The 24,238-nt window shown below is 62.9% G+C and carries 29 protein-coding genes; 21 read left to right on the forward strand and 8 right to left on the reverse strand.

The window, feature by feature from the left end; translation table 11 throughout:
* Position 1: 1 nt before the first annotated feature.
* The 16 genes from NBW56_RS08745 (at position 2) to rplQ (ending at position 9,145) form a co-directional block, all read left to right on the forward strand.
* A complete protein-coding gene (locus NBW56_RS08745; protein WP_016664040.1) occupies positions 2-187 on the forward strand; it encodes a type Z 30S ribosomal protein S14 in 186 nt (61 codons plus the stop codon).
* Between the two features lie 63 nt (positions 188-250).
* Positions 251-649, forward strand: coding sequence for a 30S ribosomal protein S8 (gene rpsH / locus NBW56_RS08750; protein ID WP_065247397.1), 399 nt, complete (start codon positions 251-253; stop codon positions 647-649).
* 18 nt (positions 650-667) lie between these two features.
* Positions 668-1,210, forward strand: a complete 543-nt coding sequence (rplF, locus tag NBW56_RS08755) for a 50S ribosomal protein L6 (RefSeq protein ID WP_250258873.1) — start codon at positions 668-670, stop codon at positions 1,208-1,210.
* A 2-nt stretch (positions 1,211-1,212) separates the two neighbouring features.
* Positions 1,213-1,599, forward strand: a complete 387-nt coding sequence (rplR, locus tag NBW56_RS08760) for a 50S ribosomal protein L18 (protein WP_034372282.1) — start codon at positions 1,213-1,215, stop codon at positions 1,597-1,599.
* Positions 1,600-1,634: 35 nt separating this feature from the next.
* On the forward strand, positions 1,635-2,327 hold the full coding sequence (gene rpsE, locus NBW56_RS08765) for a 30S ribosomal protein S5 (RefSeq protein WP_250258874.1): 693 nt from the start codon (positions 1,635-1,637) through the stop codon (positions 2,325-2,327).
* Positions 2,324-2,506, forward strand: a complete 183-nt coding sequence (gene rpmD, locus NBW56_RS08770; protein ID WP_034372287.1) for a 50S ribosomal protein L30 — start codon at positions 2,324-2,326, stop codon at positions 2,504-2,506. Before rpsE ends, rpmD begins: the two co-directional genes overlap by 4 nt.
* 3 nt (positions 2,507-2,509) lie before the next feature.
* Positions 2,510-2,962 carry a 50S ribosomal protein L15 gene (gene rplO, locus NBW56_RS08775; RefSeq protein WP_126847859.1) on the forward strand — a complete coding sequence of 151 codons (453 nt, stop codon included), beginning with the start codon at positions 2,510-2,512 and terminating at the stop codon, positions 2,960-2,962.
* Between the two features lie 158 nt (positions 2,963-3,120).
* Complete coding sequence (gene secY, locus NBW56_RS08780; RefSeq protein ID WP_250258875.1) at positions 3,121-4,428, forward strand: preprotein translocase subunit SecY; 1,308 nt, start codon at positions 3,121-3,123, stop codon at positions 4,426-4,428.
* Positions 4,425-5,009, forward strand: coding sequence for an adenylate kinase (locus NBW56_RS08785; RefSeq protein ID WP_250258876.1), 585 nt, complete (start codon positions 4,425-4,427; stop codon positions 5,007-5,009). Before secY ends, NBW56_RS08785 begins: the two co-directional genes overlap by 4 nt.
* A gap of 6 nt (positions 5,010-5,015) precedes the next feature.
* A complete protein-coding gene (gene map / locus NBW56_RS08790) occupies positions 5,016-5,876 on the forward strand; it encodes a type I methionyl aminopeptidase (RefSeq protein WP_250258877.1) in 861 nt (286 codons plus the stop codon).
* A 177-nt stretch (positions 5,877-6,053) separates the two neighbouring features.
* A complete protein-coding gene (gene infA, locus NBW56_RS08795) occupies positions 6,054-6,275 on the forward strand; it encodes a translation initiation factor IF-1 (protein WP_016664050.1) in 222 nt (73 codons plus the stop codon).
* 74 nt (positions 6,276-6,349) lie between these two features.
* A complete protein-coding gene (rpmJ, locus tag NBW56_RS08800; protein ID WP_016664051.1) occupies positions 6,350-6,463 on the forward strand; it encodes a 50S ribosomal protein L36 in 114 nt (37 codons plus the stop codon).
* A 172-nt stretch (positions 6,464-6,635) separates the two neighbouring features.
* Positions 6,636-7,013, forward strand: a complete 378-nt coding sequence (gene rpsM, locus NBW56_RS08805) for a 30S ribosomal protein S13 (protein ID WP_065247403.1) — start codon at positions 6,636-6,638, stop codon at positions 7,011-7,013.
* Between the two features lie 77 nt (positions 7,014-7,090).
* Entirely contained in the window at positions 7,091-7,498 is a 408-nt protein-coding gene (rpsK, locus tag NBW56_RS08810) for a 30S ribosomal protein S11 (protein ID WP_016664053.1), read from the forward strand.
* A 96-nt stretch (positions 7,499-7,594) separates the two neighbouring features.
* Entirely contained in the window at positions 7,595-8,596 is a 1,002-nt protein-coding gene (locus NBW56_RS08815) for a DNA-directed RNA polymerase subunit alpha (RefSeq protein WP_055089393.1), read from the forward strand.
* Positions 8,597-8,626: 30 nt separating this feature from the next.
* Positions 8,627-9,145 carry a 50S ribosomal protein L17 gene (gene rplQ, locus NBW56_RS08820; RefSeq protein WP_250258878.1) on the forward strand — a complete coding sequence of 173 codons (519 nt, stop codon included), beginning with the start codon at positions 8,627-8,629 and terminating at the stop codon, positions 9,143-9,145.
* 108 nt (positions 9,146-9,253) lie between these two features.
* Here rplQ and NBW56_RS08825 read toward each other — a convergent pair whose 3' ends face one another.
* Genes NBW56_RS08825 through purL form a run of 3 tightly spaced genes read right to left on the reverse strand, consistent with a single transcriptional unit; the run spans position 9,254 to position 14,837 of the window.
* Positions 9,254-10,423: a polysaccharide pyruvyl transferase family protein gene (locus NBW56_RS08825; protein ID WP_250258879.1), complete on the reverse strand. Its 1,170-nt coding sequence runs from the start codon at positions 10,421-10,423 to the stop codon at positions 9,254-9,256.
* Positions 10,410-12,491 (reverse strand): S-layer homology domain-containing protein, encoded by a 2,082-nt coding sequence (locus NBW56_RS08830; protein ID WP_250258880.1) that lies wholly within the window; start codon positions 12,489-12,491, stop codon positions 10,410-10,412. Before NBW56_RS08830 ends, NBW56_RS08825 begins: the two co-directional genes overlap by 14 nt.
* A gap of 51 nt (positions 12,492-12,542) precedes the next feature.
* Entirely contained in the window at positions 12,543-14,837 is a 2,295-nt protein-coding gene (gene purL, locus NBW56_RS08835) for a phosphoribosylformylglycinamidine synthase subunit PurL (RefSeq protein ID WP_250258881.1), read from the reverse strand.
* Between the two features lie 88 nt (positions 14,838-14,925).
* Between purL and NBW56_RS08840 the strand changes: the two genes are divergently transcribed.
* The 4 genes from NBW56_RS08840 to NBW56_RS08855 all read left to right on the forward strand — a co-directional run bounded on the left by NBW56_RS08840 (position 14,926) and on the right by NBW56_RS08855 (position 18,866).
* Positions 14,926-15,867, forward strand: coding sequence for a hotdog family protein (locus tag NBW56_RS08840; protein ID WP_250258882.1), 942 nt, complete (start codon positions 14,926-14,928; stop codon positions 15,865-15,867).
* A gap of 149 nt (positions 15,868-16,016) precedes the next feature.
* Complete coding sequence (locus tag NBW56_RS08845) at positions 16,017-16,304, forward strand: FmdB family zinc ribbon protein (protein WP_284346107.1); 288 nt, start codon at positions 16,017-16,019, stop codon at positions 16,302-16,304.
* A 45-nt stretch (positions 16,305-16,349) separates the two neighbouring features.
* Complete coding sequence (fmdA, locus tag NBW56_RS08850; RefSeq protein WP_055089405.1) at positions 16,350-17,606, forward strand: formamidase; 1,257 nt, start codon at positions 16,350-16,352, stop codon at positions 17,604-17,606.
* Positions 17,607-17,690: 84 nt separating this feature from the next.
* Positions 17,691-18,866 carry a class I SAM-dependent methyltransferase gene (locus NBW56_RS08855; protein ID WP_250258883.1) on the forward strand — a complete coding sequence of 392 codons (1,176 nt, stop codon included), beginning with the start codon at positions 17,691-17,693 and terminating at the stop codon, positions 18,864-18,866.
* On the opposite strand, the gene purQ is transcribed toward NBW56_RS08855, so the two are convergent.
* Complete coding sequence (gene purQ / locus NBW56_RS08860; protein ID WP_250258884.1) at positions 18,863-19,591, reverse strand: phosphoribosylformylglycinamidine synthase subunit PurQ; 729 nt, start codon at positions 19,589-19,591, stop codon at positions 18,863-18,865. The genes NBW56_RS08855 and purQ overlap by 4 nt on opposite strands.
* Positions 19,591-19,848: a phosphoribosylformylglycinamidine synthase subunit PurS gene (gene purS, locus NBW56_RS08865; protein ID WP_074297666.1), complete on the reverse strand. Its 258-nt coding sequence runs from the start codon at positions 19,846-19,848 to the stop codon at positions 19,591-19,593. The genes purQ and purS overlap by 1 nt, the downstream gene beginning before the upstream one ends.
* 117 nt (positions 19,849-19,965) lie before the next feature.
* Here purS and NBW56_RS08870 point away from each other — a divergent pair, with 117 nt between their 5' ends.
* Positions 19,966-20,709, forward strand: coding sequence for an MBL fold metallo-hydrolase (locus NBW56_RS08870; RefSeq protein ID WP_250258885.1), 744 nt, complete (start codon positions 19,966-19,968; stop codon positions 20,707-20,709).
* On the opposite strand, the gene pflA is transcribed toward NBW56_RS08870, so the two are convergent.
* The 3 genes from pflA to NBW56_RS08885 all read right to left on the reverse strand — a co-directional run bounded on the left by pflA (position 20,706) and on the right by NBW56_RS08885 (position 24,207).
* Entirely contained in the window at positions 20,706-21,572 is an 867-nt protein-coding gene (pflA, locus tag NBW56_RS08875) for a pyruvate formate-lyase-activating protein (RefSeq protein WP_065247413.1), read from the reverse strand. The genes NBW56_RS08870 and pflA overlap by 4 nt on opposite strands.
* A 164-nt stretch (positions 21,573-21,736) precedes the next feature.
* The gene (grcA2, locus tag NBW56_RS08880; protein ID WP_055089418.1) at positions 21,737-21,988 is read right to left on the reverse strand and encodes an autonomous glycyl radical cofactor GrcA2; all 252 of its coding nucleotides are present in this window, start codon (positions 21,986-21,988) and stop codon (positions 21,737-21,739) included.
* A gap of 101 nt (positions 21,989-22,089) precedes the next feature.
* Positions 22,090-24,207 carry a pyruvate formate lyase family protein gene (locus NBW56_RS08885; protein WP_250258886.1) on the reverse strand — a complete coding sequence of 706 codons (2,118 nt, stop codon included), beginning with the start codon at positions 24,205-24,207 and terminating at the stop codon, positions 22,090-22,092.
* Between the last annotated feature and the right edge of the window lie 31 nt (positions 24,208-24,238).

Raw genomic sequence — 24,238 nt, forward strand, 5'->3', positions numbered from 1 at the left:
TATGGCCAAGACAGCGCTTAAGAACAAGCAGCAGCGCAAGCCCAAGTTCGCTGTGCGCGCCTACACCCGGTGCCAGAAGTGCGGTCGCCCGCACTCGGTGTACCGCAAGTTCGGCCTTTGCCGCGTGTGCCTTCGCGAGATGGCCCACCGCGGTGAACTGCCCGGTGTCACCAAGAGCAGCTGGTAAGGACTATCGCCACAGGTCCCCGCTTCACGCGAGGGAAACCACGGTGAGAAAGAAGCATTCGACATGACAATGACTGATCCGATCGCGGACATGCTCACGCGAATCCGGAACGCCAACACCGCGTTCCACGATTCCGTGACCATGCCGTACTCGAACCTCAAGTCCCGCATCGCGGAGATTCTGAAGGCCGAGGGGTACATCAAGGACTGGCACGAGGAAGAAGCCGAGGTTGGAAAGAACCTCGTCATCGAACTCAAGTACACCGACGATCGCGAGCGTGCGATCTCGGGCGTGCGCCGTGTCTCGAAGCCCGGCCTTCGCGTATACGCAAAGTCCACCAACCTGCCCAAGGTGCTCGGCGGCCTCGGCGTGGCCATTCTGTCCACGTCCTCCGGCCTCCTCACCGACAAGCAGGCCACGAAGAAGGGTGTGGGTGGGGAAGTCCTCGCCTACGTCTGGTAACCGGAAAGGAGAACCGTAATGTCCCGCATTGGACTTCGTCCGGTTTCCGTACCGGCTTCCGTCACTGGTGTGACGATCGATGGCCAGCACGTTCAGATCGCTGGCCCGAAGGGCGAGCTTCAGTATGACGTTCCGAAGCCCCTCAGCGTTGAGCGCGCTGAAGACGGCTCGATCGTTGTGCGCCGCCCCAACGAAGAGCGTGAAAACAAGGCCCTCCACGGCCTCGCACGCACCCTCATCGCGAACATGGTCCAGGGCGTCACGGAGGGCTTCGAGAAGAAGCTCGAGATCGTGGGCACTGGTTACCGTGTTGTCGCGAAGGGAACCGACCTCGAGTTCGCACTCGGGTTCTCGCACCCCGTTCTCGTGAAGGCCCCCATGGGCATCACGTTCAACGTGGAGAGCCCCACCAAGTTCTCGGTGTCGGGTATTGACAAGCAGCTGGTCGGCGAGACCGCCGCGAAGATTCGCAAGATTCGTAAGCCCGAGCCGTACAAGGGCAAGGGTGTGCGTTACGCCGACGAGACCGTGAAGCGCAAGGCCGGAAAGGCTGGTAAGTGATTATGGGTTTCGCTGAAAAGCACACTCGCGGTGACCGCAAGAGCCGCGTCCGCGCACGCGGCCGCCGTCACCTGCGCCTCCGTCGCCGTGTGGCGGGCACCGCTGAGCGCCCCCGCCTCGCCGTGACCCGTTCGGCGCGCCACATGTACGTTCAGGTCATCGACGACACGAAGGGCATCACCCTCGCGTCGGCGTCGACCATGGAAGCAGACCTCCGCGCCTCGGAGGCCACGAAGACCGAGAAGGCCAAGCAGGTCGGCTCGCTCGTGGCGCAGCGCGCGAAGGAAGCCGGTATTGACGCCGTGGTCTTCGACCGTGGCGGCAACAAGTACCACGGTCGCGTGGCCGCCGTTGCTGACGGTGCCCGCGAGGCCGGACTGACTCTGTGACCACCCCCCGGAAATAGGACGAGAAGAGGATTCACATGGCTGCTGAGCAGCGTAACAATGGTCCCGCGGCCTCCGGTCGGAGGGGCGAAAACGAGGATCGTAACAACCGCGGTCGTGGCAACGGCCGCAATCAGGGCGGTCGCCGCGGCGAGGGCCGTGGCGGTCGTCAGGAAGAGAAGTCGGTATTCCTCGAGCGCGTTGTCACCATCAACCGCGTCTCGAAGGTCGTCAAGGGCGGTCGCCGCTTCGCCTTCACCGCGCTTGTGGTGGTGGGCGACGGCGACGGCACCGTCGGCATCGGCTACGGAAAGGCGAAGGAAGTTCCTGCCGCCATTTCGAAGGGTGTTGAGGAAGCGAAGAAGAACTTCTTCCGTGTTCCCCGCATCCAGGGCACGATCGTGCACCCGGTTCAGGGAGAGGACGCCGCAGGCGTCGTTTTCCTTCGCCCGGCTGCACCCGGTACCGGTGTAATCGCCGGTGGTCCGGTGCGTGCGGTTCTCGAGTGCGCGGGCGTCGCCGACGTTCTGTCGAAGTCGCTCGGTTCCTCGAACACGATCAACATCGTGCACGCGACCGTCAAGGCCCTCAAGCAGCTCGAGGAGCCGGAGGCAGTGGCAGCACGCCGCGGTCTTCCCCTCGAGGAGGTCGCCCCCGGCTACCTGCTCCGTGCGCAGGCCGAGGGCCGCGCTGCGGCCCGCGAGGCACGTGAAGAGAAGGTAGGTGCCTGATGCAGCTCAAGGTTACTCAGGTCAAGTCTGTAATTGGCGGTAACGACGCACAGCGTTCGACGGTGCGAGGCCTCGGCCTCAAGCGCATCGGCGACGTCGTTGTGAAAGAAGACCGCCCCGAGATTCGCGGCATGATCAATGCCGTCCGTCACCTCGTGACGGTTGAAGAGGTGGACTGATCCATGGTTAACGAAAACCCGCTTAAGCTTCACGATCTCCGCCCGGCTCCCGGCGCGAAGACTGCCAAGATCCGCGTGGGCCGCGGTGAGGGCTCGAAGGGTAAGACCTCGGGTCGCGGTACCAAGGGCACGAAAGCTCGCTACCAGGTGAAGGCCGGCTTCGAGGGTGGTCAGACCCCGATGCACCGCCGCCTTCCCAAGCTGCGTGGCTTCAAGAACCCGTTCCGCGTGGAGTTCCAGGTCGTGAACCTGGATACCATCGAGGCGCTGTTCCCCGAGGGTGGCACGATCACCGTCGAGGATCTCGTCGCGAAGAATGCCGTGCGCAAGAACCAGCCCGTCAAGGTGCTCGGTTCCGGCGACATTTCCGTGAAGATTGACATCACCGCCCAGAAGTTCTCGGCTTCGGCCGAGGAGAAGATCACCGCCGCCGGCGGCTCGATCACCGTGGCGTGAGTTGAAGCAAATTTCATAGTGCTTCTTTGACCAGGCACCGCGACTCGGGATATTTTGAGTCGCGGTGCCTGTTTTTATAGGCCATTAATCCCTTGCTCTAATGCGCCCCGTGTGCATTATTGGCCCACCCCTCGGGCCGCCCCGACAGGAGGAACCTGGTGGACAACGCCTTTGTGCGCGCTTTCCGCACCCCTGAGCTGAGGAACAAGCTTCTGTTTGTTCTGGGAATGCTCGCCATTTATCGCTTCGGTGTGTTCGTACCGACCCCCGGCTTCGACTTCACGAACATTAACGCGTGTGCTGATCAGGCGCTCAGTGGTGAAGGCGGCGGAGTGCTCGGCATGGTGAACTTGTTCTCCGGCGGGGCGCTGCTACAGATGTCCGTCTTCGCACTTGGCGTGATGCCGTACATTACGGCGTCGATTATCGTGCAGCTTCTGCGCGTGGTGATCCCCAAGTTCGAAGAGCTTCATAAGGACGGTCAGGCGGGGCAGGCAACTCTCACGCAGTACACGCGTTACATGACGATTGGCCTCGCCGTTCTCCAATCCACCACCGTGATTACGCTCGTGCGCAGCGGTGCGTTCTTCCCGGGCTGCAACCTGCCCCTCGTGCCCAACCAGTCCTGGTGGATCCTTGTTCTTATGATCCTCACGATGACCACGGGCACCCTCGTGATCATGTGGCTCGGTGAGCTCATCACCGAAAAGGGCGTGGGCAACGGCATGTCGCTGCTCATCTTTACGTCGATTGCCGCTGGCTTCCCCGGCTCGTTCGGTCAGATCCTCAAGCTCCAGGGCTGGATGACGTTCGCTCTTGTCATGCTCGTAGGCATGGTGATCGTCGTGGCTGTGATCTACGTCGAACAGTCTCAGCGCCGTATTCCGGTGCAGTACGCGAAGCGCCAGGTCGGCCGTCGCCTCGTGGGTGGCTCCTCGACCTATATCCCGATCAAGGTCAACCAGGCGGGCGTGATCCCCATCATCTTCGCGTCCTCCCTTCTCGCCCTTCCCCAGCTCATCGCTTCCTTCGGTGATCCGACCTCCGCTTGGGTGCAGTGGATCCATGCCCACTTCGTGCTCGGTCAGGGATTCTCGTGGGTTTACTCGCTCGTGTATTTCGCCCTCATTGTGTTCTTTGCGTTCTTCTACGTGTCGATCACCTTCAACGCTGAAGAAATTTCCGACAACATGAAGAAGTACGGCGGTTTCGTGCCCGGTATCCGTGCCGGGCGCCCGACCGCGCGTTACCTCGAATACGTGATCAATCGCGTGCTTTCCGCGGGGTCGCTTTACCTGGGCGTCCTCGCCCTCGTTCCGCTGATCGCCTTCGCGCTTCTTGGCGCGGATCAGAAATTCCCGTTCGGTGGAACTTCGCTCCTCATCATTATCGGTGTTGGCCTCGATACCTTGAAGCAGATCAGCTCCAAGCTCCAACAGCACCACTACGAAGGGATTCTCCGATGAACGCCTCTACCCCCGCACGCCGCCTCCTTATCGTTGGTCCTCCGGGTGCAGGCAAGGGCACGCAGGCCGAGCGGATCGTGGAGAAGCTCGGTGTCCCCGCCATTTCGACCGGAGACATCTTCCGTGCAAACGTGTCGAAGGAAACCGAGCTTGGCGTTCTCGCGAAGTCCTACATGGACAAGGGCGAGTACGTTCCCGATTCGGTCACGAACGACATGGTCGAGGGGCGCCTCGGCGAAGCTGACGCCAAGAACGGCTTCCTTCTCGATGGTTACCCCCGTACCGTCGCGCAGGTTGAAGCCCTCGATGGTATTCTCGCGAAGCTTGGTGTCGAGCTCGACGCCGTGGTGCTTCTCGACGTTGACAGCGAAGCCATTGTTCAGCGTCTTCTTCAGCGCGGCAAGGAGCAGGGCCGTAGCGACGACAACGAAGAAACGATCCGCCGCCGGATCGATGTCTACGGCGAGCAAACAACCCCGCTGATCGACATTTACGAGCGCCGCGGTCTTGTCAAGCGCATCGACGGCATGAAGGACATCGACACCGTGACTGCCGAAATCCTCGCCGCACTCGGAGCCTGAACCCGAATGTCTTTTCGCCGAAAGCCCCGCGTAAGCCTTAAAACTCCCGAGCAGTTCGGGACGATGCGCCGCGCGGGGCTTTTGCTTGCCCGGATCCATGAGGAGATCGAAAAGAGCCTTTGCGCCGGTATGACGACTGCGGACATCGACCAGATTTCGCGTGCCGTTATTGCCGAAGCCGGGGCGAAGTCCAACTTCCTCGGCTACCACGGTTTCCCTGCCACGGTCTGCGTGAGCGTGAATGAAGAGATCGTCCACGGCATTCCTGGCTCCCGAGTCATCCGTGAAGGTGACGTGGTGAGCGTGGACGCCGGCTGCATCGTCGAGGGGTGGCACTCCGACGCTGCCCGGACGCACATCGTGGGCACAGCGAAAAGCGAGGCCGATCGCGAACTCGTCGAGGTGACTCGGGGAGCGATGTGGGAAGGCATCGCGGCTCTTGCAAGCGCGAAGCGCGTGGGGGAGATCGGCGCCGCGATCGAAGACTACGTTGCCGAGATGGCGGGGGAGCGGATCCAGCACCTCGAAGAATTTGGCGGGCACGGGATTGGTCGAGCGATGCACGAGCCGCCCGACGTCATGAATTTCCGCACGCGCGATCGCGGCCTGAAGATCGTGCCCGGTATGGCCCTGTGCATCGAACCCATGCTCATCCAAGGCGACGGTGAATTCGACATCCTCGACGACGAGTGGACCGTCGTGGCGACGAAGGGCGGGCGTGCAGCCCATTTCGAGCACTCCGTCGCGGTCACCGAAACGGGGATCTTCGTGCTCAGCGCCGTTGATGGCGGCAAGGCGGAACTCGAAAAACGCGGCATCATGATCGCCGAGGAACCGTCGGACTCCTCCGCCACCACCGGAAGGTGAGCGAACCCACGCCTATAGCCACTTATCGCGGGGCTATCGCGCGTGTACGATAGAGAACCGAGTGCGCTCTTTGGGGCTACCCCCGTTAATTCTGGCGGTTCGCCGCCCGTTAAAGCGCGCTCGAAGGTAGCACATGCGAAACCAGTCCCCGAAAGGGGCAGAGGGACAGTAGAGACTATGGCGAAAAAAGACGGCGTGATCGAAGTCGAGGGCACCGTGACCGAAGCGCTCGCGAACGCGCGCTTCCGCGTTGAGCTGGACAACGGCCACAAAGTACTCGCGCATATCTCGGGCAAAATGCGCCAGCACTACATCAGGATCCTTCCTGAGGACCGCGTGGTGGTGGAGCTCAGCCCGTACGACCTTGAAAAGGGTCGCATCGTTTACCGATACAAGTAAGCCGGCCGCACACGCGGTCAGGTACGCTCCTGAGCCTCGAAGGTTCAAGGGCAGATCAACTGTAGAAGGGCATCATGAAGGTTTACCCCAGCGTGAAGCGTATCTGTGACAACTGCAGGGTGATTCGTCGCCACTCGCGCGTCATGGTTATCTGCACCAACCCGCGCCACAAGCAGCGCCAGGGCTAAGTGCACCGCCTCTCGAGGAGAGGCACACCGCGGTGACAGCCGCACCTTATAAGTAAAGAGACAGCATGAACCTCATTTCGAGGATCACCCGCGGGCCAGGGGCCGCGGCGCACCGCTCATGCGGGAGCGACATGCTGGATCAGGCCCCTGAGAAACAGTAGGAGAACTGCTCATGGCACGTCTCGTTGGCGTCGATCTTCCGCGCGAAAAGCGCCTGGAAGTCGCCTTGACGTACATTTTCGGCGTGGGTCGCACCCGCGCACTTGAAGCTCTCAATGCCACCGGCGTTGACGGCAATCAGCGCGTCCACCAGGTTTCCGATGAGGACCTCGTCAAGCTGCGCGATTACATCGAAGAGAACTACCAGGTCGAAGGTGACCTGCGACGCGAGATCGCCGCGGACATTCGCCGCAAGATCGAGATCGGCTCGTACGCCGGCATGCGTCACCGCCGTGGTCTTCCGGTTCGCGGTCAGCGCACCAAGACCAACGCCCGCACCCGCAAGGGCCCGAAGCGCACCGTGGCCGCCAAGAAGAAGGCCACTCGCTGAGCCGCAGTTACTCCACGAGCGGTGCCCAGCACTGACTCGTATCGATCACCTTTTACAAACTCAAGGAGTTTTGGCATATGCCTCCAAAGTCACGACAGGCCGCTGCGGCGCGTAAGCCCCGCCGCAAGGACAAAAAGAACGTCGTTAACGGCCAAGCACACATCAAGAGCACCTTCAACAACACCATCGTGTCGATTACTGACCCGAGTGGCGCTGTGATCTCGTGGGCCTCCTCCGGCCAGGTCGGGTTCAAGGGCTCGCGTAAGTCCACCCCGTACGCCGCGCAGATGGCTGCTGAAGCCGCTGCTCGCCGCGCCCAGGAACACGGCCTCAAGAAGGTCGACGTCTTCGTCAAGGGCCCGGGTTCGGGTCGCGAGACCGCCATCCGTTCGCTCACCGCGGCGGGCCTTGAGGTCGGTTCGATTCAGGACGTCACCCCGCAGCCCCACAACGGCGTTCGCCCGCCGAAGCGTCGCCGCAACTGAGCATTGCTCGGGTGCGCGAAACGATAACCGTCATCCATCAGTGTCGTACCGCCACCGCGAACGTCATATAGCGGACGTTCCAAGAAAGGACACAACGTGCTCATTGCACAGCGCCCCACGCTGACCGAAGAGGTCGTTTCTGACTACCGTTCACGGTTCGTCATCGAGCCTCTCGAGCCGGGCTTCGGCTACACCCTCGGCAACTCGCTGCGCCGCACACTGCTCTCGTCCATCCCGGGCGCGGCAGTGACGTCGATCCGCATCGACGGCGTTCTCCACGAATTCTCCACCGTTCCCGGTGTGAAGGAAGATGTCACCGAGCTCATCCTGAACATCAAGAACCTCGTGGTGTCGTCGGAGAACGACGAGCCGGTCGTCATGTACCTGCGCAAGGAGGGTGAGGGCGTCGTGACCGCCGCCGACATCACCCCGCCTGCCGGTGTTGAGATCCACAACCCGGACCTGCACATCGCGACCCTTAACTCCAAGGGCCGCCTCGAGGTTGAGCTGATCGTTGAGCGTGGCCGCGGCTACGTTTCGGCCCAGCAGAACAAGGGCGCCGAGGGCGAGATTGGCCGCATTCCGGTTGACTCGATCTATTCGCCCGTTCTCAAGGTGACGTACAAGGTTGAGGCAACCCGCGTTGAGCAGCGCACCGACTTCGATCGACTCATCATTGATGTCGAAACGAAGCAGGCGATCGCTCCTCGCGACGCCATCGCGTCGGCGGGTAAGACCCTCGTGGAGCTCTTTGGTCTCGCTCAGGAGCTCAACCAGGAAGCCGAAGGCATCGAGATTGGCCCTTCGCCGACCGACCAGGCTCTCGCCGCTGATCTGGCGCTTCCGATCAACGACCTCAACCTCACGGTTCGTTCGTACAACTGCCTCATGCGCGAGGGTGTGTACACCGTCGGTGAACTCACCAACCGCTCCGAGGCAGACCTGCTCGACATCCGTAACTTCGGCCAGAAGTCCATTGACGAGGTGAAGGCGAAGCTCGCTGAGCTGGGCCTCTCGCTCAAGGATTCCCCGGCCGGCTTTGATCCTTCCACTGTTCTTGACTCGTACGGCGACGACGAGTTCGGCGAGCAGTTCTGATTTCCATCTTTTTCTTCGAGGAGAAACAACATGCCTGCACCCACTAAGGGCGCTCGACTCGGCTCGTCCCCGGCTCACGAGAAGGCTATTCTCGCGAACCTCGCGACCGCCCTGTTTGAGCACGGTGCCATCACTACGACGCAGACCCGCGCGAAGCGCGTTCAGCCCCTTGCCGAGCGCCTCATCACCCAGGCGAAGAAGGGCGACCTTGCGAACCGCCGCCGTGTGATGCAGACGGTCAAGACCAAGGAAGCTGCGCACCTTCTTATGACCGAGATCGCTCCGAAGTTCTCGGAGCGTCCCGGCGGCTACACCCGCATCACGAAGCTCGAGAACCGCAAGGGTGACAACGCCCCCATGGCCCTCCTCGAGCTGGTTGAGGAAGAGTACTCGCCGAAGCAGGCCGTCGTGAAGGAAGCGGAAGGCGCTGCCAAGGCTTCCGCGAAGGCTGACGAGGCTCCCGTTGAGGAGACCAAGGTTGAGGAGACCGCTTCGGAGGAGTCCGCTGAGGAGACCGCCGAAGAGACCTCGGAAAAGACCGAGGACTGAGCCTCGGCTCCTCTTTACGTAGAAGAAACGGCCCGACACCCCGCGAAAGAGGTGTCGGGCCGTTTCTCGTGTGAGGCGTAGTTTGCGTCGAAACCAGGCCCGGTGAAGTCACGAGTTTCTATAGAGAGCGTCGGCCTCGCGGCGTTTTTGCGAGTGAGCCTCGTCGAATCCGTGTTGTCCGTGAGTATCGGCAACAGCGGGAAGGGCTTCGCCAGGGTGAACGGGAAGCCACCCTGAGCCAAGTTCGATGAGCGAGCCGTGCTTCGTGGCGTAGTATTCGCCGGAATCGACGAGGGCGAAGCCACGAGCGCCTCGCGAGGCGGCTACGAGGTGGTGGTGGAAACGCGACGTGATCCAGAACTGTCCGGGAGCAAACCGGAATGGTTCGGTCCAGAATTCGCTGAACGGTACGAAGCGACCAAAGTTCACTCCGCGCCTGCTCAGCGCCTCGTACCCTCGGTAGTCGGCGCCCGGGAGCGCTTCGACGTACGTGAGCCGTGCGTGGGCAAGTGCCGGGTCCTCGAGGGCACTTTCGACCGTGTCGAGAAACCCTTCGAAGCTTTTCTCATCGACAGCGTCGGATTGCACGCACACGACTACCTCGTTGACGTCTCCGAGCGGGGTGCCGGCTCGCGTGAGGCCGAGGAACGCGTCATCGAGGCTCTGGTCAACGGAAGCGAGTTCGGAACTTTCACGGTCGCGCACGCTCACGTGTTCGAAGTTCGCAAAGTTGGCTCCGGCGTCGGGCATAAGGCCCTGCCCCGTGGCGATGAGTCGGGCTCCCGACACAGCGACCGACGCGCGCATGCCCTCGAGCAGTCCGAGGTTCTGAGGCCACTGGCTGTTAAGGAAGCCGCCTCCAAGGAGATGGAGGGTTGTCGCACGGTTCATTTCGGCGATTTGGAGGTCAAACAGCGGGCTTCCCAAGTCCGTGACGATATCGGTAATGCTTCGCTGTTCCCATTCTTGAGACGCGAGATCGAGTACGCGAAAGAGGGTATCGGTCGTCGTGAGGTGCGGATGGTCGCCACGGAAGAGCACCGACGCTGACGCGGGGTGGCGGCAATCAAGCCACACTTCTGCTGCCGGTTTTACTTCGGCGAGATACCGAAGCCAGGTTCGGGCGATGAGTTCGTCACCGTAGTTTGGATAGCTCGCCATAGAGACGAGGTAGATTCGCTCGCCGTCGCCCCTTAAATCGTTGTGTGCCGGATCGGCAAGAGCAGCGGAGGACGGTGCCGGCGGCTTTTGCCGCGAGAGAAATTTAGAGAAGGCCACGTCGCTCCATGTAGCGGTAAAGGAAGGCCGCGAGCTCGGCCCGCGTGGTGTTGTTGAAGGGGCGGTACGTGCCGTCGTCCCATCCGCGTGAGATTCCGGTCGAGCCCATCCATTTGATTTCCTTCTCGAATATGAGGGAGGAATTGACGTCGTTGAACCCGTTGTAGTTCACACCCCTGAGGCTTTCGCCGGAAGCGCGGAAAAGGAATGTTGCCATGGCATCGCGGAGAATCGGCTGGAAGGGTCGGAATTCCCATCCGCCTCGAACCTTCCAGCCCGTCGTGAGTCCGGTTGCCTGGGCCCAGCAGATCTCCTTGTAGAAGGGCTGGCTTTGGTCCACGTCGAGGAACGGGGAGCGCCGTCGAGCCGTGTATGCGGGCTCGCCGGCGATGCGGTACATGTAGGCGATGACCGCGTCGCGCCACACGGGGATCTGGGGGCGGAATGTGCGGTCAGCCCAGCCCCGAATCACACCGAGATCGGCGAGAGTGTTGATCTCGTGGGCGAAGATGAGGTTGTCGGGGACGTCGTTGAAGTGCTTCGTACGGGGTGCGCTATCTGAAGCGCGGACGAAGGTGACCTTACCGTTGACCTTTTTCGCGGTGCCGTTTTCGAACCGCTGCGTCTCGCCTGCGGTGCTTTCCACAGGGCGGCCCCACGAACCCTTCCAGTCGGCAGCGAACGCGCTCTTGTGCGCCGTGGTGCGTCCACCTGCCGTGAGAATCAGGCCTTTCGTGAGGCGCGTGACGTCGAAGCCGCCTTCGGGGCGCCGCACGTGGGTGACGGTGCCGAACGCGGCTTTACCGCCACCGTTCACGAAAGCCACGAGGTGCTCGGGGTAGCGGCTCTTGAAATCCGTGAGTTTTTGCTGCACGAGGCTGCGCAGGGCGGGGAGCTGGCCGTAGTACGTGTCACCGGGGCAGTCGGTGTAGTTAACGTCGCGGTGGGCGAAAAGGTGCGGCATGGAGAACGTTCCGGTGCGCTTCACGCGAGAGATGGTGACGGTCCACTCTTCGCTTCCGTAAACGTCCTGGATGAAAGCGCTGCCGAGCTTCCACGCGGCGGCCGTCGCGATAGCGTTGAGCGCGGCGGTGGGAACGGGAATGTCCATGTAGTCGCCCATAACGGAGATGCCACACGAACCGGTGTTGAAGCCTCGCGCATGAGCGCCGGCGACGTTGCGGTGGAGGCCGCCGCTGCGGCCTTCGAAGATTTGACCGTATTTGTCGACGACGATGTTGTAGCCGAGGTCGGCCCAGCCGAGCGTGTCGTGATGGTAGGCGAACATGCCGCGCACGATTTGCGGGCTCTGCGCCTTCGAGTAGTTGTTGGAGCCACCGGTGTGGTGGATGCAAATCGCTTTGATTTCCTTCGCGTAGCTGAGGCGCGAGGCTTTCACCGATCCCGCATTCCACTCCTTGCGGGTAATGAACGTCGGTGCACCGGTGCCGGGCGTGACAGTCGCGGGGAGGATGCGGGTGATGCCGGTGTCGCCGCCGCTCGAGGCGAGGCGTACGTCGCTTCCAGCTTCGGAGGTCGTGATGAGGTGCGCGGTGAGCTGGTCAGAGACGTCATGCCCGTCGCGGAATGCGCGTACGTTGACCGCGCTCGAGGGGCCGAGCCACACCGCGTCGGTCGCATTTTCGTCGATGTCGGTCATGAGCTCTGCGCTGATCCAGTCGCCCCAGTCACCAGTGTTCACGTCTTGGCCCTGGAATTCAACGACGTCGGGGGCGTCGGTGTCATTTGGCCATGTTGCCGCAGCCATCGTGATGTAGCCGGCGACCTGTTTTGCTTCGGTGCCGTCAAGTTCGGGATTCTGTTCGGAAGCGCCTTGGGTATCGACGGTTGACGTGCGCGCGAGGTCGCGATCCACAACGGCGGTGTCGCCTCCGCTGGGAGCGGGGGAACCGTCGGCGAGGGCGAGGCCCATGCCAACTGCGCCCACGCCTGCGACAGCGAGGGGAGTGACGGCGCCGATCTTGAGAAGGGCGCGACGATTAAAGGGGGATTTTTCGAAGCTCATGGGGGAAGTGCTTTCGTGTGAGGGGGAAGTCGACTTCACCATAGCCCACGAGGACTCTTATTGGGAAGGGCCTCGTGGGCTCTTGCGTGAAGTTCAAGCGAGGTGCTCGGGAAGCGTTCGTGCGCGTCGCTCGCGCAGCTCCGTCACGGGGAAGGTTCCGACGCCTGCCAGCTCAAGATCAGTGCCACCACTCGTGCCGATACGGGCCGCGAGTACGGAAGCACCCTGGGCGAGTTCCTCGAGAGCAGGGGCATCTTCGGGGCGCACGGCGACGATAGCGCGGGCGTGCGATTCGGAAACGAGGGCGGTGAACGCATCGATGGTGTCGCGTTCTGTGAGTGAGGACAGGTCGATCTTCGCCCCCACGCCGAATCGAGTTGCCGAATCCACGAGTGCTTGGAAGAGGCCGCCGTCGCTCAGGTCATGGCTTGCCTGCGCGAGGGTTTTTTCTGCGGCGCCGATGAGCACCGAGGCGAGTGCTTCTTCTTTCTCAAGAGATACGCGCGGGGGCGTGCCGCCGAGGTGGGAGTGGATGGCGTCGGCCCATGCCGAACCGGAGAGCTCCTCGCGGGTGTCGCCAAGGAGGTAGATCTCGAGCCCTTCCTCGTGCCAGCCGGAGGGCACGCGGGTCGCAACGTCGTCGAATACACCGAGAACGCCAACGACGGGTGTCGGGTGAATCGCAGAGTTGAGGCGCCCGGGTTCGCCCGTGGAGTTGTAGAGAGAGACGTTGCCGCCGGTCACGGGGACCTCGAGCTCTTGGCAAGCGTCGGCGAGCCCCGTAATGGCTTCGACGAACTGCCACATCCGGTCGGGGTCTTCGGGCGAACCGAAATTGAGACAATCGGTCACGGCGAGGGGACGCGCGCCCACTGCCGCGACGTTGCGGTAGGCCTCGGCGAGTGCGGCACGAGCGCCTTCACTCGGGTTCAGCATCGTGTAGCGGCCGTTGCCGTCGGTCGCAATCGCGATACCGCGGCCGGTTTCTTCATCGATGCGGAGTACCCCCGCGTCGTCGGGCATGGCCAGCGCGGTATTGCCGCCAACGTAGCGGTCGTACTGGTCGGTGACCCACGCGGTGCTCGCGAGATTCGGGGACGTGGTGAGGGACCACAGTTGCTCGACGAGTTCGTCGCTGCTTGCGGGGCGGGGGAGATCTTCGGCGCGGTCGGCCTCGAGGGCATCCTGCCATGCGGGCCGCGCGTAGGGGCGGTTGTAGGTGGGGCCTTCGTGCGCGACTGTCGTGGGGTCGACATCGACGATGCGCTTGCCGAAGTGATCGATCGTGAGGCGGCCTTCGCCCGTGACTTCCCCGATGACGGCGGCTTCGACGCCCCACTTTTCGGTGATCGCGAGGAAGTCATCGAGGTTCTCCGGCGTGAAGACGGCCATCATGCGCTCTTGCGATTCGCTCATGAGGATCTCGCCGGCCGTGAGCGTGGGGTCGCGAAGGAGCACGTTTTCGAGGTCGATGTGCATGCCTGAGCCGCCGTTGGAGGCGAGTTCGCTCGTTGCGCACGAGATGCCTGCGGCGCCGAGGTCCTGGATTCCCTCCACGATGTTTTTCGCGAACAGTTCGAGGCAGCACTCGATGAGCAGCTTCTCCATGAACGGGTCGCCCACTTGAACGCTCGGGCGCTTCGCCGGCCCCTCGTCCTCGAAAGTTTCTGAGGCGAGGATTGAGGCACCGCCGATGCCGTCGCCGCCCGTGCGAGCGCCGAACAGCACGACCTTGTTGCCGGCACCGGTCGCGGAGGCCAGGTGAATGTCTTCGTGGCGGAGCACGCCTACGGCGAGGGCATTCACGAGGGGATTGGTTTGGTAAGCGGGATCGAACACGGTTTCACCGCCGATGTTGGGCAGGCCGAGGCAGTTGCCGTAACCACCGATACCGGCGACGACGCCGGTGGCGACTCGCGCGGTATCCGGGTGGTCGATCGCGCCGAAGCGTAGTTGGTCCATGACGGCGACGGGGCGGGCGCCCATCGAAATAATGTCGCGCACGATGCCGCCCACGCCGGTCGCGGCTCCCTGATAGGGCTCGACGTAGCTTGGGTGGTTGTGAGACTCGACCTTGAACGTGACGGCCCAGCCATCTCCGATATTGACCACGCCAGCGTTCTCGCCGATGCCTACGAGGAGGTTTTCCTTCATTGCAGGGGTCTGCTTTTGGCCGAACTGCTTGAGGTGCACTTTCGAGGATTTGTAGGAGCAGTGCTCCGACCACATGACGGAGTACATGGCGAGCTCGGCGTTCGTGGGGCGGCGGCCGAGGATCTCGCGAATTTTCGCATACTCCTCTTCCTTGAGGCCGAGGTCGGCCCACGGCTGCGTTTCGTTCGGGGTTTCGAGGGCCCGTTCGATCGTGTCTGGCTCGTGGGTGTTCATGCTGGCGGCTGTCCTCCGTGTCGGTTGTTCTCAGCACCTTGCATTTTACGTCCTCGCGCGCGGCCGTGCGGGATGAAAGAGTAGAGGTATGTCGCCCACCACGAAGACCCTCGCGCGAGTTCCGAGCGCTGCAGCTGTGTGGGCGGCGATTCTTACGCGCGCGCCCATTGCGCGGTCCGAAAAACTCCCCGATCTTCGCTACGTCGTGCGCGGGGTGCGCGTGGACCGCGCACGCGCGGTGCGCTATGCGCGTCTCGTGGCCCCGCATCGCCGGGATCCGTGGCCTGACGCACACGTGGCCCACCCCGGATTCGTGCACGCTCTCGCGCAGCCTCTAGGCCTCGCCCTCATGGCGCGCCCGCGTTTCCCGCTTCCCGCTCTCGGGCTCGTGCACGTCAAGAATTCTCTTCTCCTGCACAGGCCCGTGCACGTTGGGGAGAAGCTCGATATTGAAGCGCGTGTGGGGTCGGTGTCGCACACGCCGCGCGGGCACATGTGCGAGATCGTCGCGGTGTTTTCACGGGGCGAAGACATCCTCGCGACGAATGTGTCAACGTACGTCTTGCGGGGCTCGGCTGCTCGAGAGCCGCGAGACGATGAGGAGTTGAGGAGTGAGCGACATCCGCTTGCCTCGCATGCGCCGCGCTCGCGCTGGAAGCTTCCAGTGGGGATTGGGCGAGAATTTGCGCGCGTGAGCGGGGATGCGCACCCGATCCACGTGAGCGCACTCGGTGCACGGGCGCTTGGAGCTTCAGCTCCGCTCGCGCACGGCATGCTGCTTGGTTCCCGGGCGCTGAGTGAGGTTAGCCCGAGCGTGGGCGCACCTCTTTTGTGGGAATTCGAGGTGCCCTCGCTTCCGCCTCTTCCCTCGACCGTGTGGGTGCGTTACGAGCGCGAGAAGCAGCAGATGGCACCCGCCGCAGGCCAGTCGGTCGCGTTTTCGGGCTTCAGTCTCCGGGGTCCGACGCCTGCCGAGCGCACGGTGCGCCTCAATTTTTCCGGGCGTGTGCGCACCCTGGTGTCGACGTAACGCCTTCATGAGTGTCGGCCGCTGCCGGGAGTAGGGAGAGGTTCAGGAGGGTTCAGGAACGCTGCTGAGGTGCGCGTTAGTGTGAAACGCGCAAAGGCAAGGGGCGGTGCCGCAGGTGCACCGCCCGAAGGTGCGGACAAAGGAGTGCCATGCCCCTGTACGAGTTCCGGTGCGGTGAAGGTCACCTCAGCGAAACCTTGTTGCCCATGAGCAGCACGACTCGAGAACGCCAGTGCCCCGAGTGCGACAACACTGCGAAGCGCCTCGTGAGCGCCCCCGCGGTGCGTTCGCTCAATCCGGCCCTGACGAACGCGATTGATTCGGCGAATCGCAGCGCATATGAGCCCCAGGTTCATTCGTCGCTTCCCTCTTCGCCTGGCGCCAAGTCCACGCCCGTGTCGCACGATCCGCGCCATCGTGCACTTCCGCGTCCGTGACGCCTCGGGTGAGTACGCAAATGAGCACGCAAAGGAGCACACGCAATGCCTAAGAATCTTTTCCCGCTTGATTCCACCAAATCGTTCAAAGACCAGGACATCGTTGGCCACAACCGCTGGCACCCTGACATTCCCGCAGCTGTCACGGTCAACCCGGGCGACACGTTCCGCATCGACTGCCGCGAGTGGTTCGATGGCGACATCAAGAATGACGACAGCGCCCAGGACATCCTCGAAGCTCCCGTGAGCAAGGTGCACGCGCTCTCCGGTCCGTTCCACATCAAGGGTGCGAAGCCGGGCGACCTGCTCATCGTCGACATCCTCGACGTGGGCCCGATCCCGCAGGAAGACGAGGGACCGCTCGCCGGCCAGGGCTGGGGCTACACCGGCATCTTCGCGAAGAACAACGGCGGTAGCTTCCTCGTGGATCAGTTCCCGGATGCGTACAAAGCCGTGTGGGACTTCAACGGCCAGACCGCGACCTCGCGCCACGTCCCCGGCGTGTCGTTCACGGGTCTCATCCACCCGGGTCTCATGGGCACTGCGCCTTCGCACGAACTGCTCAAGAAGTGGAATGATCGCGAAGCCGCACTCATCGCGACCGACCCGAATCGCTTGCCTCCGCTCGCGCTTCCGCCCGAACCGAAGGATGCCGTGCTCGGCACTCTTACGGGCGAGGACTTCGACCGCGTTGCAGCCGAGGGTGCACGCACCGCACCGCCGCGTGAAAATGGCGGCAACCAGGACATCAAGAACCTCTCGAAGGGTACGCGCGTGTTCTACCCCGTGTACGTGGATGGCGCGCACTTCTCGGTGGGCGACCTTCACTTCTCGCAGGGTGATGGCGAGATCACCTTCTGTGGCGGCATCGAGATGTCGGGCTTCATCGACGTGCACGTCGATGTCATCCCCGGTGGCATGGACAAGTACAACGTCAAGGAAAACGCGATCTTCATGCCCGGCAACGTCGAGCCGCGCTACAGCGAGTGGATCTCCTTCTCCGGCACGTCCGTCACGCTCGACGGCGAGCAGCGCTACCTCGATTCGCAGCTTGCCTACCAGCGTGCCTGCCTCCACGCGATCGACTACCTCACGACGTTTGGCTGGAGTCCCGAACAGGTATTCCTCATGCTCGGCGCCGCTCCGATTGAGGGGCGTTTCTCGGGCGTTGTGGACATCCCGAACTCGTGCGCGACCGTGTACATCCCGACCGCGATCTTCGACATTGATGTTCGCCCCGGCGCCGGCGACGTGCCGAAGATTGATCCGGGCATTGGTGCCCCGCGCGCCGCGAATGCGTAACGCACGCGCGTGACATCGCCGAGGGCGGGAGACAGCTCGAAAGGGCTAGCTCCCGCCCTCGGCCTATGCCGTAGGCTCGACGTTATGATCTTCGCCCCTGAGGAGAATGCCGACGCTCTCGACCGCCTCATCGTTCATGACGCCGCCGAGAATGCGCCAAACGTGCCGGGAGACATCCTCGTGCTCGATGACCGCTCGGGCGCGCTCACGGCCTGGGCTTGTGCCCGGATCGAGGGGCGCTCGCGGGTATTCGTTCGCAGTGTCTCGCGGGCTCACGCAGCAGAAGCACGTGCCGCCGCGAGTAGGCGCGGGGAATTGAACGACCGCCTGCTCATCGCCGGAGACAACCTCGCTGCGCCCGACCTCGGCACCTTCCTCGCCGAGCACAGCTTTTCCGGCAGCCTCGCTCTCGGGCGCCTGCCGAAATCGCTTGCGGCGCTCGAGGAAAATGCTCGCTTCCTCGCGCGGCACGCGCACACAATGGATCGGGAGATGACGCTCGTGCTTGGAGGCGCGACCAAACACATGACGCGGTCGATGAACGATGCACTCCGGGCCGGTTTTGGTGAGGTCCGTGGTCTGCGCGGCAAGGGCAAGTTCCGCTCGCTCTATGCTTCCGCTCCAGGTGAAAGCGTCGCCCCGCCCCTCGCGCGTCGTTCGGCCTGGAGCAGCGGCGAGCTCGTCGCCTACGGCGGGGTCTTCTCCGGGGCCAAAGCCGATCGCGGGGGAGAGGCCCTCGCACGCGCGGCCACGACACGGATCGCGACCGCTGTCGAGCGTGGGATCGCCTCGCCTCGCGTTCTCGACCTCGGCTGCGGGAACGGCATGCTTTCGCTCGCCATGTGTGAGACGGCGGCACGCCGTGGCGGGAAACTTTCGCTCGCGGCGACGGATATCGACCTCGATGCGGTGCGTTCCACCCGGGCCACTCTCGCGCCTTACTCAGGGCAGCCCGGGATCGATACGCGTGTCACGTGGGACGATGCCGCCGGCGGGGAACCGTCGGAATCTGCTGATCTCGTGATGCTTAATCCGCCGTTCCACGACGGTACGCGCGTGGATGCGACCCTTATTGAGCCCTTGCTTGAATCAGCTCTTCGCATCCTGAGGCCCGGTGGCGAGCTCTTGCTCGTGCACAACTCGCACCTTCGCTACCGAGCGCTGCTCGAACGGCGCTTCGCCACAACGCGAGAGGTGAGCCGCAACCGCACCTTTACCGTGCTGAGCGCGATGAAGGAACGCCCAACGCGAGAGCTCTAGTCGAGAATCGAGTTCATGACGGACGCGAAGAAACCGAGTCCGTCCACGCCCGTGCGGGTGCCCTCGCCACGAACATCCGGGCCGAAGCCCTTTTCAACGGCGTACTCGGGGTGGGGCATGAGGCCCACAACATTGCCGTACTTGTTCGTGATGCCGGCGATACCGCGATAGGACCCGTTCGGGTTGTCCTCGAAACCGGCGGGGCCGCCCTCGGCGCCCTCGGCATAGCGGAACACCACGCGGTTCTCGGCCTCGAGCTCATCGAGTGTCTTCTCGTCGGCGACGTAGAGGCCATCCTGGTTCTTGAGCGGAATCGTGATGACCTGCCCCTGCTCATACGCGGTCGTCCACGCCGTACGGTTATTGCCCACGCGCAGCGGTTGGTCTCGGCACACGAACGTACGGTGCGCGTTCTTGATCATCGAGCCTGGGAGCAGGTGGGTCTCGGTGAGGATCTGGAAACCATTGCAAATGCCAAGCACGGGCATTCCGCCCTTTGCAGCATCCACAACGCGCTCCATGATCGGGGCAAAGCGCGAGATTGCGCCCGCCCGCAGGTAATCGCCGTAGCTGAAGCCGCCGGGAAGAATCACCGCGTCCACATCGCGAAGATCGTCGTCCGCATGCCACAGCGCCACCGGCTCTGCACCCGCGATCCTCACGGCGCGCAGGGCGTCGCGATCATCGAGAGTACCCGGGAAGGTCACCACACCGATTGCGGGCATCAGGCCTGCTCCTCCTCGACGCGCACCGAAACGACGTCCTCGATAACGGGGTTGGAAAGAAGCTCGGTCGCGGCTTCGCGCACGCGCTCGAGAACCTCGCTCGTCACCTCGCCCTCGACTTCGAGTTCGAAACGCTTGCCTTGACGAACCGAAGTGATCTGCTCAAAGTCGAGTCTCCCGAGGGCGCCGAGAACGGCCTTCCCCTGCGGGTCGAGAATCTCGGGTTTCGGCATCACGTCGACGATGAGGCGGGGCATGTCATCTCCAGAAAACAGTAGGCACGAAAAAGTCGTCGAAAACTGCGCAGGGCGCGCACTTCCTGATTCTACCGTCCCGTGCGGCCTGCGCTCATCTTTCACCCCTACGGTGACGGTATGGAGATCACACACTTTGGTCATTCAGCCCTGCTTGTCACCTACGCGGGGGTGGGCGGGGCCGACGCCTGCAGGGTTCTCTTCGACCCCGGAAACTTGAGTGACCCCCTCGTGGCGGGACTCGAGGGTCTCGACGCGATTGCGGTAAGCCATCAGCACCCCGATCACGCGCACCCGCCCTACCTCGAAAAACTCTTCGAGAATAATCCCGAGGCGGCCATCCTGCTTGAGCCTCAGACGGCAACACTCCTGGGTGAGGTCGATGAAACCGCCCGCTTCCGGGAACGGTTTACCGCTCTTGCACCCGGTGGGCGAGCAACCGTCGGAAATTCTCACGTGACCATACGGGCAGCCGGTGGGGCGCACGCGACGATCCATCCCGCGATCCCGCCCGTGGGAAACGTGGCGTTCATTGTCGAGGCCCCGGGGGAGCAGACCTTTGCCCACACGGGAGACTCGCTCGTGCCGCATCCCGAGCTGATCGGCGCTCACGTGCTCTCGTTCCCCGTCGTGGCACCGTGGTCGAAAATGCAGGAGACGATCGACTTTTTGCGAATCGTGAAACCGGACGTGGCGATCCCCGTGCACGATGGGGTCGCCTCGGCCGCTGGGCGCGCGATCTACCTCAAACAGTCGAGCGCGTACAGCCCTGACTCATGCGAGGTGCGGGATTGGCCCCGCGGAACGGAGCCTGGAGAAGGACGAGTCCTGAGCTTCCCGCGGTCAACCCGCGAAGCTCGTTAGTGAACCTCGAAGCCGCCGCGTGCGCGGAACTGTTCACGCACGCGCTCCACGAGTTCTTTCTCGGGCGGGCGCGTGTCGCGAAGCTTGTAGTCGAGGCCGAGTGAGTCCCACTTATCGGTGCCCATTTGGTGGAAGGGCAGCACCTCGATACGGCTCACGTTCGAGCGCCAGCGCTCAACGATGTCGGCGACCTTCTCGACGTTGTCGTAGTCGTCGGTGAGGCCGGGAACGAGGACGAACCTGGCCCATACCTCGATGCCCTTCTCGTTCAAGCGATCGCCAAAGTCAATCGTTGGCTGAAGCGCGCGGCCGGTCGTGCGCTTGTAGACCTCGGGATCGCCACTCTTGACGTCGAGGAGAACGAGATCGACCGATTCGAGCAGTTCGTCGGAAGCGTTGCGGCCGAGGAAGCCCGAGGTATCGATCGCGGTGTGAACGCCCATGTCTTTCGCTGCCTCGAGGAGGCGCTTCGCAAAAGCAGGCTGCTGGAGAACTTCGCCGCCCGAAAGAGTAATGCCGCCGCCCGATGCCTTGAAGATGCGGCGGTAGCGCTTGATCTTTGCGATGAGCTCATCCGCGGTGACGTCCTGACCGTTCTTGGCTTCGAACGTGTCGGGGTTGTGGCAGTACAGGCAGCGAAGCGGGCAACCGCTAAAGAAGATTGTGAGGCGCGTGCCGGGGCCGTCAACGGCCGTGACGAGCTCCCATGAATGGATGGAGGCGAGGTCGCCCTCGCGCACCGCCTGGAGGCGATCGGGGCGTTCAAGATGCGACTCTTCGAGGCCCTCGATTCCGGCGCCCTGGCGCCTCTTATGAAGCGGAAGATCAACCTGGGTGATGCTCGCGCCCGCGGACTCGGTCATGGATCGCCTCTCGTCAAAGTCGTGGTAGGCGTGGAATCGGAGGCCCGCATGGGTCGGGGACACGCCCTAAAGAGTTGGGCCCGGAAACCGGAGCTTCCAGGCCCAACAGGTGAACGCTTCGATGCGCTTAATTATTGCGCATCACGCGTGTGAAGTGATGTGTCTCAGGCGCCCTGGTGGAAGGTGCGGTTGAGAACGTCGAGCTGCTGCTCGCGCGTGAGCTTCACGAAGTTCACGGCGTAGCCCGACACGCGAACGGTGAGGTTCGGGTAGTTCTCCGGGTTCTCCATCGCGTCCACAAGGGTGTCCTTGTTGAGCACGTTGATGTTCGCGTGGTAGAGGCCGGACTCCATGTTGTTCTCGGCGCGGTTGGTCTTCATGGACTGAAGGCGCTCATCGAAAGTCTTGACTGCCATTGTTCTCTCCTCAATCAGAGTGATGGAAATGTGGGGGTGAAAACCGGTCGGGCCCAAGGGGGCTCGCGCCCGACCGATTCACGTTGTGGGGATTCAGACGATCAGTCTTCGTCATCCATGATGAAGCCCGAGTCGAGAATGCCGACCAGGTTCTTCACCTGTTCGTCCTTCGTACGGCCAAGGCCCTGCGGGGTAATCGTGTTGGTCAGCGAAATGCCATCCAGCGCGTCGTTGTAATCGAGCTTGCCAACGGAAAGCATCGAGGCCACCATGCCGTGGCTGTCCATGCCGTTCTCCGGGTTGGCGCCCGGTGCGAAGGGTGTGCCCTTCTCGTGGCCCGAGGGGAACGAGCCGGTCGCCTTGCCGTACACGACGTTCGACGTAATCGTGAGCACCGACTGGGTCGGGATCGCGTCACGGTACATCGGGATCGCCTTGATCTTCGACATGATCGTGTGGACGACGGTCGCGGCGATGTCGTCGGCGCGGTCATCGTCGTTGCCGTAGATCGGGAAGTCGCCCTCGGTGCGGTAGTCGACCACGAGGCCCGACTCATCGCGAACCGGGTAGACCTTCGCGTACTTGATGGCGGAGAGCGAGTCGGCAACGATCGAGAGGCCAGCGATGCCGCAGCCCATCGTGCGCGTGATATCCGAATCGTGAAGCGCCATCTCGACTGCCTCGTAGGCGTACTTGTCGTGGCAGTAGTGGATGATGTTGAGCGCCTCAACGTAGGTGCCCACAACCCAGTCCAGCATCTCTTCGTATTTCTGCCAGACCTCGTCGAAGTCGAGCGGGCCCTCGCCCTGGATGGGCTCGAACAGACCTGCTTCGGTGACCTGCTTGCCGCTCATCTCGTCGCGGCCGCCGTTGATCGCGTACAGAAGTGCCTTAGCGGAGTTCACGCGAGCGCCGAAGAACTGCATCTGCTTGCCGACCTTCATCGGGGACACGCAGCACGCGATAGCCGCGTCGTCGCCCCAGCGGTTGCGGATCTGCTCATCGGACTCGTACTGCACCGAGCTCGTCTCGATCGAGATTGCCGAGCAGAAGTCCTTGTAGCCCTGCGGGAGGCTCGGATCCCAGAAGATCGTGATGTTCGGCTCGGGAGCCGGGCCGAGGTTACGAAGCGTCTGGAGGAGACGGAACGAGGTCTTCGTGACGAGCGTGCGGCCGTCCTCGCCGATGCCGGCGTCGGACCAGGTTGCCCAGTAGGGGTCGCCCGAGAAGATCTGGTCGTAGTCGATCGTGCGGAGGAAGCGCACGATGCGGAGCTTGATCACGAGAGCGTCGACGAGCTCCTGCGCGTCGGTCTCCGTGATGCGACCTTCGTCGAGGTCGCGCTGGATGTACGAGTCGAGGAACGGCGACAGGCGGCCGATCGACATGGCGGCACCGTCCTGGCTCTTGACCGAGGCGAGGTAGGCCATGTAGACCCACTGCACGGCTTCCTGAGCGGTAGCGGCGGGGCGGCGGAGGTCGAGGCCATAGGCGTCACCGAGGTTCACAAGCTTGTTGAGAGCCTTGATCTGCTCGGCGTGCTCCTCGCGGAAGCGGGCCCAGTGCTCGCTGAACGGCTGATCCGAAACCGCGTCCTTCGCGGCCTTCTTCTCGGCGATCAGGAAGTCCGCGCCGTAGAGCGCGAGGCGGCGGTAGTCGCCAATAATGCGGCCGCGGCCGTACGCATCGGGAAGACCGGTGATGATGTGCGAGCTACGTGCTGCGCGGATGCGCGGGGTGTAGATGTCGAATACGCCATCGTTGTGGGTCTTGCGGTACTTGGTGAAGATCTTCTTGATCTCGGGATCCGGTTCCTTGCCGGCTTCCTTGATCGCGGTCTCCACCATGCGCCAGCCACCGAAGGGCATCATCGCGCGCTTGAGGGGAACGTCGGTCTGAAGGCCGACGATGACGTCATCGTCTTCGCTGATGTAGCCAGCGGGGAAGGCATCGATATCGGCGGGGGTCTTCGTATCCACGTCGTACACGCGGCGGCGGCGCTCCTCCGAGAGGTACTTCTTCTCGAGGGTGTCCCACACGCGAAGAGTCTTGTCGGTCGCACCCGCGAGGAACTCGGCGTCGCCCTCATAGGGGGTGTAGTTGAGCTGGATGAACTCGCGAACGTTGATGTTCTCGTTCCAGTCGCCGGACTTAAAACCGCGCCACGGGTCGAGTTGTTCGCCCTGGGCTCCGGTGTTCTTTTCTTCCACAGCAGTCATGTGAGCCTTCCTTCCATGGCGGGGGCTAAGC

The organism is Dermabacter sp. Marseille-Q3180 (genome assembly GCF_940792985.1).
Taxonomy (GTDB): domain Bacteria; phylum Actinomycetota; class Actinomycetes; order Actinomycetales; family Dermabacteraceae; genus Dermabacter; species Dermabacter vaginalis.

Coding starts and splice junctions, on each gene's coding strand:
- NBW56_RS08745 (WP_016664040.1), top strand. CDS start 2: ATGGCCAAGACAGCGCTTAAGAACAAGCAGCAGCGCAAGCCCAAGTTC.
- rpsH (WP_065247397.1), top strand. CDS start 251: ATGACAATGACTGATCCGATCGCGGACATGCTCACGCGAATCCGGAAC.
- rplF (WP_250258873.1), top strand. CDS start 668: ATGTCCCGCATTGGACTTCGTCCGGTTTCCGTACCGGCTTCCGTCACT.
- rplR (WP_034372282.1), top strand. CDS start 1,213: ATGGGTTTCGCTGAAAAGCACACTCGCGGTGACCGCAAGAGCCGCGTC.
- rpsE (WP_250258874.1), top strand. CDS start 1,635: ATGGCTGCTGAGCAGCGTAACAATGGTCCCGCGGCCTCCGGTCGGAGG.
- rplO (WP_126847859.1), top strand. CDS start 2,510: ATGGTTAACGAAAACCCGCTTAAGCTTCACGATCTCCGCCCGGCTCCC.
- NBW56_RS08785 (WP_250258876.1), top strand. CDS start 4,425: ATGAACGCCTCTACCCCCGCACGCCGCCTCCTTATCGTTGGTCCTCCG.
- map (WP_250258877.1), top strand. CDS start 5,016: ATGTCTTTTCGCCGAAAGCCCCGCGTAAGCCTTAAAACTCCCGAGCAG.
- infA (WP_016664050.1), top strand. CDS start 6,054: ATGGCGAAAAAAGACGGCGTGATCGAAGTCGAGGGCACCGTGACCGAA.
- rpmJ (WP_016664051.1), top strand. CDS start 6,350: ATGAAGGTTTACCCCAGCGTGAAGCGTATCTGTGACAACTGCAGGGTG.
- rpsM (WP_065247403.1), top strand. CDS start 6,636: ATGGCACGTCTCGTTGGCGTCGATCTTCCGCGCGAAAAGCGCCTGGAA.
- rpsK (WP_016664053.1), top strand. CDS start 7,091: ATGCCTCCAAAGTCACGACAGGCCGCTGCGGCGCGTAAGCCCCGCCGC.
- rplQ (WP_250258878.1), top strand. CDS start 8,627: ATGCCTGCACCCACTAAGGGCGCTCGACTCGGCTCGTCCCCGGCTCAC.
- NBW56_RS08830 (WP_250258880.1), bottom strand. CDS start 12,491: ATGGTGAAGTCGACTTCCCCCTCACACGAAAGCACTTCCCCCATGAGC.
- purL (WP_250258881.1), bottom strand. CDS start 14,837: ATGAACACCCACGAGCCAGACACGATCGAACGGGCCCTCGAAACCCCG.
- NBW56_RS08840 (WP_250258882.1), top strand. CDS start 14,926: ATGTCGCCCACCACGAAGACCCTCGCGCGAGTTCCGAGCGCTGCAGCT.
- NBW56_RS08845 (WP_284346107.1), top strand. CDS start 16,017: ATGCCCCTGTACGAGTTCCGGTGCGGTGAAGGTCACCTCAGCGAAACC.
- fmdA (WP_055089405.1), top strand. CDS start 16,350: ATGCCTAAGAATCTTTTCCCGCTTGATTCCACCAAATCGTTCAAAGAC.
- NBW56_RS08855 (WP_250258883.1), top strand. CDS start 17,691: ATGATCTTCGCCCCTGAGGAGAATGCCGACGCTCTCGACCGCCTCATC.
- purQ (WP_250258884.1), bottom strand. CDS start 19,591: ATGCCCGCAATCGGTGTGGTGACCTTCCCGGGTACTCTCGATGATCGC.
- purS (WP_074297666.1), bottom strand. CDS start 19,848: ATGCCCCGCCTCATCGTCGACGTGATGCCGAAACCCGAGATTCTCGAC.
- NBW56_RS08870 (WP_250258885.1), top strand. CDS start 19,966: ATGGAGATCACACACTTTGGTCATTCAGCCCTGCTTGTCACCTACGCG.
- pflA (WP_065247413.1), bottom strand. CDS start 21,572: ATGACCGAGTCCGCGGGCGCGAGCATCACCCAGGTTGATCTTCCGCTT.
- grcA2 (WP_055089418.1), bottom strand. CDS start 21,988: ATGGCAGTCAAGACTTTCGATGAGCGCCTTCAGTCCATGAAGACCAAC.
- NBW56_RS08885 (WP_250258886.1), bottom strand. CDS start 24,207: ATGACTGCTGTGGAAGAAAAGAACACCGGAGCCCAGGGCGAACAACTC.